At 40.1% G+C, this 11,680-nt stretch carries 14 protein-coding genes; 1 reads left to right on the forward strand and 13 read right to left on the reverse strand.

Annotated features, from left to right (window positions below; translation table 11 throughout):
* Positions 1-204: 204 nt before the first annotated feature.
* The 9 genes from LIR34_RS00005 to LIR34_RS00045 all read right to left on the reverse strand — a co-directional run bounded on the left by LIR34_RS00005 (position 205) and on the right by LIR34_RS00045 (position 5,998).
* On the reverse strand, positions 205-525 hold the full coding sequence (locus tag LIR34_RS00005) for a DUF3784 domain-containing protein (RefSeq protein WP_008373534.1): 321 nt from the start codon (positions 523-525) through the stop codon (positions 205-207).
* A gap of 37 nt (positions 526-562) precedes the next feature.
* Entirely contained in the window at positions 563-754 is a 192-nt protein-coding gene (locus tag LIR34_RS00010) for a DUF6019 family protein (protein WP_008373533.1), read from the reverse strand.
* Positions 755-852: 98 nt separating this feature from the next.
* Positions 853-1,227, reverse strand: a complete 375-nt coding sequence (locus tag LIR34_RS00015) for a TnpV protein (protein WP_117754057.1) — start codon at positions 1,225-1,227, stop codon at positions 853-855.
* 3 nt (positions 1,228-1,230) lie between these two features.
* Positions 1,231-2,652, reverse strand: coding sequence for a plasmid recombination protein (locus tag LIR34_RS00020; RefSeq protein WP_118224604.1), 1,422 nt, complete (start codon positions 2,650-2,652; stop codon positions 1,231-1,233).
* A 219-nt stretch (positions 2,653-2,871) separates the two neighbouring features.
* On the reverse strand, positions 2,872-3,099 hold the full coding sequence (locus tag LIR34_RS00025; protein ID WP_173901632.1) for a DUF5348 domain-containing protein: 228 nt from the start codon (positions 3,097-3,099) through the stop codon (positions 2,872-2,874).
* Positions 3,100-3,249: 150 nt separating this feature from the next.
* Positions 3,250-3,471, reverse strand: coding sequence for a complexin-2 (locus LIR34_RS00030; protein ID WP_117468423.1), 222 nt, complete (start codon positions 3,469-3,471; stop codon positions 3,250-3,252).
* Between the two features lie 127 nt (positions 3,472-3,598).
* Positions 3,599-4,600, reverse strand: coding sequence for an AAA family ATPase (locus tag LIR34_RS00035; protein ID WP_173770107.1), 1,002 nt, complete (start codon positions 4,598-4,600; stop codon positions 3,599-3,601).
* Positions 4,572-5,789: a site-specific integrase gene (locus tag LIR34_RS00040; protein ID WP_117468400.1), complete on the reverse strand. Its 1,218-nt coding sequence runs from the start codon at positions 5,787-5,789 to the stop codon at positions 4,572-4,574. The genes LIR34_RS00035 and LIR34_RS00040 overlap by 29 nt, the downstream gene beginning before the upstream one ends.
* A 14-nt stretch (positions 5,790-5,803) precedes the next feature.
* The gene (locus LIR34_RS00045; protein ID WP_055053915.1) at positions 5,804-5,998 is read right to left on the reverse strand and encodes a hypothetical protein; all 195 of its coding nucleotides are present in this window, start codon (positions 5,996-5,998) and stop codon (positions 5,804-5,806) included.
* A gap of 159 nt (positions 5,999-6,157) precedes the next feature.
* Here LIR34_RS00045 and LIR34_RS00050 point away from each other — a divergent pair, with 159 nt between their 5' ends.
* The gene (locus tag LIR34_RS00050; protein WP_070100139.1) at positions 6,158-6,772 is read left to right on the forward strand and encodes a helix-turn-helix domain-containing protein; all 615 of its coding nucleotides are present in this window, start codon (positions 6,158-6,160) and stop codon (positions 6,770-6,772) included.
* Between the two features lie 201 nt (positions 6,773-6,973).
* Here the strand turns inward: LIR34_RS00050 and tuf are convergent, their stop codons facing one another.
* The 4 genes from tuf to rpsL form a co-directional block, all read right to left on the reverse strand.
* Entirely contained in the window at positions 6,974-8,167 is a 1,194-nt protein-coding gene (gene tuf, locus LIR34_RS00055; RefSeq protein WP_005423313.1) for an elongation factor Tu, read from the reverse strand.
* Between the two features lie 117 nt (positions 8,168-8,284).
* The gene (gene fusA, locus LIR34_RS00060; RefSeq protein WP_227240529.1) at positions 8,285-10,408 is read right to left on the reverse strand and encodes an elongation factor G; all 2,124 of its coding nucleotides are present in this window, start codon (positions 10,406-10,408) and stop codon (positions 8,285-8,287) included.
* A 17-nt stretch (positions 10,409-10,425) separates the two neighbouring features.
* Positions 10,426-10,896 carry a 30S ribosomal protein S7 gene (gene rpsG, locus LIR34_RS00065; RefSeq protein ID WP_044925146.1) on the reverse strand — a complete coding sequence of 157 codons (471 nt, stop codon included), beginning with the start codon at positions 10,894-10,896 and terminating at the stop codon, positions 10,426-10,428.
* A gap of 247 nt (positions 10,897-11,143) precedes the next feature.
* On the reverse strand, positions 11,144-11,560 hold the full coding sequence (gene rpsL / locus LIR34_RS00070; RefSeq protein ID WP_161285597.1) for a 30S ribosomal protein S12: 417 nt from the start codon (positions 11,558-11,560) through the stop codon (positions 11,144-11,146).
* Between the last annotated feature and the right edge of the window lie 120 nt (positions 11,561-11,680).

Consider the following 11,680-nt stretch of genomic DNA (forward strand, 5'->3'; position numbering starts at 1 on the left):
GATTCTTTTCTTTACGACATTGCTTTAAAAAAGCTCCAATCTTTTTTGTATCCATGTCTCTACCTCTCTTCCACTTACAGCTTACCAATATATAGCAAAATTACCACGACATAAAACGAGAATCCGCTAATTTTCAATCGGACATCATATGTCTAAAACAAATAAACGGTATTTTCACCCGAAAACATTCTATTTTTCTATAAATTAACTTTCTCTTTTATGTCTATCTATAAGCAACAGAATAAACATAACAAACCATATCGCCCATGCAATTAAACAACCAGTTCCTATATACCAAATATCTATAATCATTCCAGCAATAAAAGGAAGTGACATAAGCATCATTCTCTTCCCATATGCCTTACACATAGCATTTTCATCATATTTTTTTCGTTCTTCTGCAGATTTCATATTATAACCAGACAAGAAGTTGGATGCTTGTCCTTTTGACCTATAAAACCATATTCCAAATAAAAGCATAATTACTGCCATTGCAAAATCAAAAATAATATAAATATAGAACATATAATGCTTCCTTTCAGTCGATTCCACAAACTTGAAGTTATTGATCTTCTGAATCCAATCCAAGTTCTTTCAGCTCTTTTTCGTTTTGGATATCTTCAACAGTTTTCTTTCCAGTGATTGCACTGTAGGCTTCTTTGATGCCATTTTTCACTGCCCATTTGATAACGAAATACAGCGCAATCAAAATAACAATTGCGGTTCCTCCACTTATACCTAATTCATTCCACATAATTCAATCCTCCAAATTCCGATTTACCTTCACTTTATTTTACCATAGTGCTTTCTAAAGTGCTATTCTAATATATACAAAAGTGTAAAAGAACGATCTCACACATATACCATGTTTTTCAATATAATCTCTTCTGCACTGGCTTTTATATTATTCATTAACCTAACCCACTTCATCTGATCCTGTGCCTTTAATTCTTCAGTTACACCCTGTTTTTCTGTCATCTGTTCCATAAGCGTTTCCACCTGTTCTCTGACTTCCTGATCGATCTGATTCAGATGTTCATTCAATTTTCCGGTCAATAACATGTATTGATATCTTGCTGATCTGTGTTCTTTTAAGAACTGCTTTCGTAACATTCCATATTTTCCATATGTAGGTTCTTCTTCTCTTAAAACCAGATCCGGCAAATAGTAATCTCCATGCAACGTATAGCTCATTCCATTTTTCTCATCATAAATCTGTTTTTTCATAGTCTAAATCTCCAATCCTTTGTATTTTGTTTTATTTTTCTTACGTTGTTGGTTTTCAATCTGGCTCTTTTGAGTTGCCCATTCCAACTGTTTCAGAACGCTTCCCTTTGGCATTTGCTCCATTCGCCGTTTTTCTTCCAGTGCCCTTTGTTCTTTAATGTCCTGCTGCACCACATCCTCTACAGTTTCCATTCCCAGAATACGCACCACTCTGTCATATCTGTCCGAAATCTCTTGTAAACGTTGATTATCATTTGATAATTTTCCATTTTCTTTACGCACATCATCTAACTGCGTTTGGATATCATCACATTTCTCCGTAGATTTTTGATATTTGTTTTTCCAGCTTTCTATCGTTTTGTTAAGTTCTACAACCTTTCCAGCTAATGCAGCAATCTGATTCTTCATCTTGATAAACAATGGCTTGATTTTATTTTCTCTGTAAGGTACTGCACGTTCAAATGTTCCTGCCTCCGGTAAAAACGTCTTAATCATTCCATATTCTTTTATTTCTTTACTGGCATTATCCATAATCGGCTGCAGCACATCTCGACGCTCTTCCAGACTTTTTACTTCTTTTTCTGCGTCCTCTGCCCTTTGTTCTGCTTCTTGTTTCTCCCTGCTTGCCTGTTCCTTATCGTCTTTTAAAATCTGGATATCTGCTCTGAATTCCGCAATTTGTGCTGTCAGTTCTTCGTTTTCTGCAGTTAGATACTCTTTCTCCTGCTCCAGCTCCTGTACTTCCTTTTTTCGCTCTTTCTTCTTGAAGTTATAAACATCCAAATGTTCCTCATGAGTACCTTTCTGTTCCCATTCAATGCCATGCTGTTTTGCAATCTCTGCCAGGACCTTTTTTTCATGGTTCATCCACTGGTTCAACTCTGTATCATGCTTATTTCCACCTTGAAATCCAAGACTTTTTAATGCCTGTTTCAACGAAACTCTGGTGTCCATTCCTTTTCCTTTCCAATCAGTCACATAAGGAATAAAATCAATATGTAAATGTGGAGTAGACTCATCCTGATGTAGATAACACCCAAATACCCGTAACGTTGCATTCCGCTTCTGGAAGTCCTTTACATATTCATCCAGTATTTTTACAGCCAGATCTCCTTCTGCTGTTCCGACAGCCATATCTTCTCGATTTCCAATTTGAAAAATTACTTCGTGGAACAACTTCTCTTGTTTTCCCTGCCGGATTTTTTCATAGTAATTTGTAATCTGTCTATCTTTTCTTTTCCCGATATTATATCGTTCTACAGCTTCATCAAACAGTTCTTTATAAACTTCTTTTAAATTCTCATTCTGATAGCAAATATTTAGTTGCACTCTGTCTGAATCAACATTTTCTGCTATAAATTCCCTTCTGTTATGAGCCAGAGAACCTGTCCCGATCATACCACTAATTGTTCGTTTCAGCGTCATGTTCGTCACCCCACTTTCTAAAACCAGTGCCAGACATGGCACATAAATTTGTATCTTTACCAGCTATAGTATAAAAAGAAATCTTCGCCGGATACGGCGGTTTTGTTACTTTTGTCAAAAGTAACGCAAAAGCACTTTCGACAGCCGTTCCGTCCATCAAAAGTACCCTTGCGCCCTGCCGGGGGCTATTTTATCTCTTTCGTTACTCTCTCGACTAAATTATTCCGGTATTCTTGCCTGCACATATTCCAGATCTCCACAGTATGGCGTTCCAACCAGATACCATTCTCTTGCTGGATTCATCTCCATTCTTGTCCTTACCCACTTATCATCGACCAGCACCTCAAGACCTTCTCCACAGTGAAATCCCGTATCAATCCATAAGTCCGAGGCTAATAACCCATATTTGTCATTGCTACTGTTATATCCTAATCTTCCCTGCTTCATCGAATCGTTCTCCCTTCTTCACAACTATCAAATTTACAGCAACCTCACCGTCCAGCCTCAGCTTTCCGTATGCGCCTTACCAACTTTCTTCTTGTTTACTTCTCACAGGGGCGTGACACGCTCCTGTAAAAAGGTAATCAACACGAACTGTTACCATCGAAAGCTCTCTTGCATTCCTTTTCTGTCCAGATACTCCTGCCGGAACTTTTCCCGTTCTTCTTCTGTTGGCGCAGTTTTGAATTTACTGTATGCCTCACGATTTACCATTGCATCCAGCTTTTTTTCCAGACCTTTTCTTATATCATCTGCTTCCTGTTCCTGATCCAGTAAATGATATTTTATAATCTTTCCAAATAACTCCTCTGGAATCATAACGTTTTTCAAGTTCTCACCTTCTTACAATTTATGTAAGGACGCAACACTGCAATGTCTTTACAGATTGCAACCTTGCATTTTAATTCCGCATTTTCTATATACTCTGCAATGTTGCACCCTTAATTTATTCCGGCTTAACTTTATTTAAATCCCAATACCAGGAATTACCGATTCGTCTTGCCTTAATTCCAAGTTCCTTTTTTGCATTTTCCAGTGTTCTTTTAGAAATATTCAAATCTTCTGCCATATCAAAGATTTCACTGCTTTGCACAGAAGTTGATGTTTCTGCCAGTTCCCTCAGCATCTTTTTTGCCTGTTCCAGTTTATTTACCTTTGGAGCAATTCCACCAAGCACCTCATCTGCTGTGATTTCATAGTCACCTATCCACTCAAATCCGGTTTCTGTCAGGCGAAATGCTTTGGAATGTCCAAATGCAGCCAGATTATTTTTAATCTGAACCACTGCTCTTAAGTCCGGTTCTCCCTCTATTCTTCCTACCAGTAATACGCTTCTGGCTACTGCAAAAAAGTCAATCGAACCCATTCCTCTATATGCAGCTTTATTTCCACCAGCTTTATTCATATGTCCGATTAATAAAATTGCACATTTATACTTTTCTGCCAGCAAGCTCAATCTTTTTGTCATATCCCTTGCTTCATTTGCCCGGTTCATATCCATTGTTCCTCCAAGGTATGCCTGAATCGGATCTAAAATAAGCACTCTCGCACCAGTCCGTTTGATAGCAGTTTCCAGTCTCTCATCTATCATGGAAAGTGATTTTTCTGTTTCATCTATAACCATGATTCTTTCACAGACCGCTTCTGCCAGCTCCAGTCTGGGTTTTACCGTATCTGCCAGCCCATCTTCCGCTGTCTGATAAATAATCTTTACTGGTTCTGTTACTTTCATATCGTTATCCAGACCTTCTCCTTTAGACAATCTCGCTGCAATATTTAATATCAGCGTAGTTTTTCCATCGCCCGGATCACCCTGAATGATCGTTAATTTCCCATAAGGGATAAATGGATACCAGAGCCAGTCCACTGTCTGGGACTGGACATCTGACATCTTTATCATTTTCAATTCTGTTTTATTCTCATTTCTCTGTTCCATAAATTCCTCCATTTTTCAAACTATTCTCGCCAATTATCTGTTGTTCTCTGGAAGAATCCCTGATATAATCAACTTGTCTAGGGTTGACATTTGTGGATTCGTCCCCATTTGTCACATTGCTCCGGTTGTTCGTACTTCCGGAGCTTTTTATATTTTCATCATCCAGCATATCTGCCACCACTTTCTGCTGATCTGGATATAAGTGCCCATAAGTATTCAATGTAATGCGAATGTCCGTATGTCCAAACCTTTCTTTAATCATCAATGGTTGCACTCCCTTATTGATCAGAAATGCCGCATGACTGTGACGAATGTCGTGTACTCTTATCTTTTTTACTCCGGTCTTTTGAACCACCTGTTTTAACTTATGCTGTACCGCTTCATGAACCATTGGAAAAATCCGTTCATCTTCGGGCAACTCATACAGTCTGCTAATATAGTCCTGAATCTCTTTTTTCAGAAATTCCGGTATGGAAATCGTACGGTTCGATTCTTCTGTTTTGGGAGATGTAATCACGTCCTCTCCATGCATACGGTAGTAAGTTTTATTGATATGAAGTAGATTCTTTTCAAAATCAATGTCAGCAGGTGTAATGCTGAGTGCTTCGCCTTCTCTCGCTCCTGTCCAGAATAATAATTCAAACAGCACATAATATTTGCTTCCCGGTTCTATTCCGGTCATAAACTGCCGATATTCTTCAATTGTCCAAAACTTCATTTTCTTTTTTGAAGTCTTTCCCATACGTTTTACTTTGTCACAAGGATTATCTGCCAGATTGTAGATATTCTTCGCATGATTAAACAATGCCGTCATCTGATTCTGTATTGTTTTCAGATAATCATCTGAATATCCTTTTTCAATAATCGTATTCTGCCACTGGATAATCTCTGCTGGTGTGATACTGTTCATCGGTCTGTCCTTAAAATACGGTAACAGTTGAGCATTCATCGTATCTCTTTTGTTCTTGATACTCCTGTCCTTCAATGACTGAGACTTGTCTCGGAAGTAGACTTCTACAAACTCTCCCATTGTCATATCCATGTCTGCTTTCGCTGTTCTTTTATACTCCGCTTCAAAATTTAATGCTTCTTTCTTAGTACGGAATCCTCTTTTTACTTTTCGCTTTTTGGCTCCTGTCCAGTCCTCATAATAAAATGAAACATACCAGGTTCCTCTTTCTTCATCTTTGTATGCTGCCATACTTTCTCACCCCCTTACATTGCAATCTGGGAATATCCATAAAATTTCTTTTCCCAGAATGCCCTCGGTATCTTGCCCGCAACGGTTACATATCCCTGATCTGCAAGCTCTTTGTTCAGTTTGCGAAGCAGCTTGTAAGCATATCCAAGTGAAATCCCCATGCTCTCTGCAACTTCTTCCGCTGTAATCATATAGTTCTGTCTCTGCATATCATTTCCTCCTTGTCTATAATTATCATTTTCACTGATACTATATCATTTTAAATAATCATTGTCAATAATTTTTATCATCATGAATGATATTTTTCTATATTGTTGATTTTTATCATTTGTGATATACTAATCATAGCTTTTAAGGAGGTGGATAATATGCAGGAATCATCTATTTCAGAAAAAATAAAAGAGCTGCGAACTGATCTGAAGATGAATCAAAAAAACTTTTCCGCAGCTATTGGTATACGTCAGTCAACTTTATCCAGTTATGAAAATGGTGTGGTTACTCCCTCCAATGATGTGTTATTGACTATTGCTCAGAAATTTCATGTCTCACTGGACTGGTTATTTGGATTATCTGAAAATAAAGTACAGATTTCTACTCTCAGCGATATTCTTTGGGTTTTACTGCAGATGAATGAATCCAATGAACTCCGGTATGAACTGGATATAAATAATAAACTTCCCGGTGATATAGAAACAGAAACACAGAAATGGTATGCCGGACTTCGCTTTTATGGAAATGATCCTGAACATTCTTTAAACGCAGATATGTGTAATTTTCTTGCTGATCTGCAGGAGAACAGAGAAAGCCTGGAATCTTATTTCACAGGCAAAGATATGTTTGATATGTGGAAAAAGCAGACGTTGGAATACTACACTTCCAAACCTGTCACCCATAAAGAAATTGAAGAACTGGATTTTGAGACACGAATCCGTAAACGAGATGAACTTTTAACACAGAAATTTTCCAATAACGAACAGAAATAGTATCATAACAGTATCACAGGCAGATATGCGAAGATTTTCATTTTCTTCCCATACCTGCCTGTTTTCAATTTATTCGCTATTCTTTACAGCCTTATTTTAAACTTTTTACTCAACAGAAAAACCCCGGAAACCTTACGGTTCCGGGGTATCTTACGTTTGGACACATGTACCTTGCGGTACTCAATATATATTAGTCAGTGATTACTCGATGATTGTAGCAACACGTCCTGATCCTACAGTACGTCCACCTTCACGGATAGCGAAAGTAAGACCCTGGCTCATAGCGATTGGGTGGATCAGTTCGATTGTCATTTCGATGTTATCTCCAGGCATGCACATTTCTGTTCCTTCTGGAAGGTTGCAAACACCTGTTACGTCTGTTGTTCTGAAGTAGAACTGTGGACGATAGTTGTTGAAGAATGGAGTATGACGTCCACCTTCATCTTTTGTCAGAACGTAAACCTGAGCTGTGAATTTTGTATGGCATGTAAGTGTTCCTGGTTTAGCAAGAACCTGTCCACGCTCGATTTCGTTTCTCTGAACACCACGAAGAAGAGCACCGATGTTATCACCAGCCTGAGCTTCGTCAAGAAGTTTACGGAACATTTCGATTCCTGTAACAACAACTTTACGTGTTTCTTCTTTGATACCAACGATTTCAACTTCTTCAGATACGTGAAGAACACCAGCTTCTACTCTACCAGTAGCAACTGTTCCACGTCCTGTGATAGAGAATACATCCTCTACAGGCATAACGAACGGTTTGTCTGTGTCACGCTGTGGGTCCGGAATGTACTCATCAACTGCGTTCATGAGTTCCATAATCTTGTCTCCCCATGGGCCAGCCGGATCTTCAAGAGCTTTAAGAGCAGATCCCTGGATAACCGGAATGTCATCTCCTGGGAAGTCATACTCGGAAAGAAGTTCACGAATTTCCATCTCAACCAGTTCAAGAAGTTCGTCATCATCTACCATATCACATTTGTTCATGAATACAACGATGTACGGAACACCAACCTGACGAGCAAGAAGAACGTGCTCTTTTGTCTGAGCCATAACACCATCTGTAGCAGCAACTACGAGGATAGCACCATCCATCTGAGCTGCACCTGTGATCATGTTCTTAACGTAGTCAGCATGTCCTGGGCAGTCAACGTGTGCATAATGTCTATGCTCTGTCTGATACTCAACATGTGCTGTAGAAATTGTGATACCACGCTCTCTTTCTTCTGGAGCTTTATCGATATCTTCGAAGTTTTCAACTGTGTTTCCTGGAACTCTTTCAGCCAGAACTTTTGTGATAGCTGCTGTTAAAGTTGTTTTACCATGGTCAACGTGTCCGATGGTACCAATGTTACAATGCGGTTTTGTTCTCTCAAACTTAGCCTTTGCCATTTTAAAATGTCCTCCTTAAAAACTATGCTCTTTCTTTCAGAGCGTTTTTATCAGTTTTTGACTTGCTATCCTTGATTATATTGCAAATCAAGGATATTTGCAAGCTTTTTTATATTATCAGTCTTTCTTGGAAAGAATCTTTTCCTGTACGGACTTCGGAACCTGTTCGTATTTCTCGAAGAACATGGAGTAGTTACCACGTCCCTGAGTTCTTGAACGAAGGTCTGTTGCGTATCCGAACATTTCAGAAAGCGGAACGAATCCACGGATCATCTTACCTCCGCCGATATCATCCATACCTTCGATACGACCACGACGGGAGTTGATATCACCGATAACATCACCCATGTAATCTTCCGGAGTAGTAACTTCGACTCTCATGATAGGCTCAAGAAGAATCGGAGCTGCTTTCTGCATAGCATCCTTGAATGCAAGGGAACCTGCAATGTGGAATGCCATTTCAGAGGAATCGACTTCATGATAAGAACCGTCGTATACGTTTGCATGAACGCCGACTACTGGGAATCCACCCAGAATACCAGCTTTCATAGCTTCTTCAATACCTTCACCAACTGCCGGGATGTATTCCTTCGGAATAGCACCACCAACAACTGTGGATTCGAACTTGTACAGTTCTTCTCCGTTGGCATCCATAGGCTCGAATTTAACTTTACAGTGACCATACTGTCCACGACCACCAGACTGTTTAGCATATTTGCTGTCAACGTCTACTGATTTAGTAATTGTTTCTTTATATGCAACCTGAGGTGCACCAACGTTAGCCTCTACTTTGAATTCACGAAGCAGACGGTCAACGATGATTTCCAGATGCAACTCACCCATACCAGCGATGATTGTCTGACCTGTTTCCTGATTTGTATGTGCACGGAATGTCGGGTCTTCTTCTGCCAGTTTTGCAAGAGCTTCACCAAGTTTACCCTGTCCAGCTTTTGTCTTAGGCTCGATTGCAAGCTCAATAACCGGTTCCGGGAATTCCATGGATTCAAGGATTACCGGATGCTGGTCATCACAGATTGTATCACCAGTTGTGGTGAATTTGAAACCGATTGCTGCAGCGATATCTCCTGAATATACTTTATCCAGTTCCATACGTTTGTTAGCGTGCATCTGAAGGATACGGCCAACACGTTCTTTCTTGTCCTTAGTAGCGTTGAGTACATAAGAACCAGAATTCATAGTACCGGAGTATACACGGAAGTATGCCAGTTTACCAACAAATGGGTCTGTCATAATCTTGAATGCCAGGGCGGAGAACGGCTCTTCATCAGAAGAATGTCTCACGATCGGGTTGCCTTCCAGGTCAACACCCTCGATTGGAGGAATGTCTGTAGGAGCAGGCATGAATTCAATGATTGCATCCAGAAGTTTCTGAACACCCTTGTTTCTGTATGCAGTACCGCAGCATACCGGTACAGCTGTACATTCGCAAGTAGCTTTACGAAGAACTGCTTTTAATTTATCATTAGACGGTTCTTCACCTTCCAGATATTCCATCATTAAATCGTCATCCAGTTCGCAGATTTTCTCTACGAGTTCTGTATGATAAAGTTCTGCTTCTTCCTGCATGTCTTCCGGAATATCTGTGATGGAAATGTCTTCACCTTTCTCATCATTGTAGATATAAGCCTGCATTTCGAAAAGGTCGATGATTCCTTTGAATTCATCTTCTTTTCCGATTGGAAGCTGTAAGCAGATAGCGTTTTTACCAAGACGAGTCTTGATCTGATCTACAGCGTTGTAGAAGTTTGCACCGAGAATATCCATCTTGTTGATGAATGCCATACGCGGTACATTGTAAGTGTCAGCCTGACGCCATACGTTTTCGGACTGAGGTTCTACACCACCTTTTGCACAGAAGACACCGACAGCGCCGTCAAGTACACGGAGTGAACGCTCAACCTCTACGGTGAAGTCTACGTGTCCTGGTGTATCAATGATGTTGATACGATGTTCCAGAGCACCTGGTTTCTTCTTGCAGTGTTCCTGCAGAGTCCAGTGACATGTGGTAGCAGCGGAAGTAATTGTGATACCTCTCTCCTGCTCCTGCTCCATCCAGTCCATTGTTGCGGTACCTTCATGAGTATCACCGATTTTGTAGTTGACACCTGTATAATAAAGGATACGTTCTGTAAGAGTTGTCTTACCTGCATCGATATGAGCCATGATACCAATGTTTCTGGTACGCTCAAGCGGGTATTCTCTACCTTCTTTTCCAGCCAATTGGATTTCCTCCTTGATTAGAAACGATAGTGAGCAAATGCTTTATTTGCTTCAGCCATCTTGTGCATATCTTCTTTCTTCTTAACAGATGCGCCTGTGTTGTTCATTGCATCCAGAAGCTCGTTTGCAAGTCTCTCCTCCATGGTCTTCTCGCCTCTTTTACGAGAATATGTGGTGAGCCAGCGAAGAGCCAGTGCCTGACGTCTGTCTGCTCTTACCTCGATCGGAACCTGATAAGTAGCACCACCGATACGTCTTGCTTTTACTTCGAGAAGTGGCATGATGTTGTTCATAGCCTCTTCAAATACTTCGATAGCTGGTTTGCCAGCTTTTTCTTCAATTCTAGCGAAAGCGCCGTATACAATCTTCTGAGCGACACCTTTCTTACCATCTAACATGATGTTGTTGATAAGTTTGGTAACCACTTTGTTGTTGTACATCGGGTCTGCCAGAACGTCTCTTTTCTGAGTATGTCCTTTACGTGGCACGTTACTTCCCTCCTTAATCAAAATGATTAAATCATCGGTACTCACTATTAAAACTAAGGTGTTCGCACTGGTAAAGTCCTATATTTAACCCGCAACCGACAGGGTATATGGAATACCGTACAATATTTATAGCTATAAGTGAATCTTCGATTGATTACTTGTCTAATTTATTTTCCCTTCAAACGGGAACCTTCTTAAATGCTTTGCATTCAAGAAGTATCGTTAATTTACTTACGCAAAATTAACTTTATTTCTTTTTAGGTCTCTTAGCACCATATTTGGAGCGGGCCTGTTTTCTGTTGGCTACACCTGCAGTATCCAGTGTACCTCTGATGATGTGGTATCTGGTACCAGGTAAGTCCTTAACACGTCCACCACGGATAAGAACAACGCTATGCTCCTGAAGGTTGTGTCCTTCTCCTGGGATATAGCTTGTTACTTCGATACCGTTGGAAAGACGAACTCTGGCGATCTTTCTAAGAGCTGAGTTAGGTTTCTTAGGTGTTGCAGTTTTAACTGCTGTACAAACTCCACGTTTCTGTGGTGCAGACTGCTCAACAGCTTTCTTTCTTAAAGAGTTGAATGTTCTCTGCAGAGCCGGTGCTGTAGATTTCTTTACAGATGTCTGACGTCCTTTTCTTACTAACTGGTTGAATGTTGGCATTCCATTTCACCTCCCGATTATTTTCTCCATGGTTTGCCATGGGGTAGCGCGGTTGCTATTGTCAAATTAATAAATCAATCTTCAGGATCTGCCACTGGCAATTTCCTGAATATGCTACGG

Origin of the sequence: Blautia sp. MSK17_66, assembly GCF_020538025.1 — a bacterium.
Classification (GTDB): domain Bacteria; phylum Bacillota; class Clostridia; order Lachnospirales; family Lachnospiraceae; genus Blautia_A.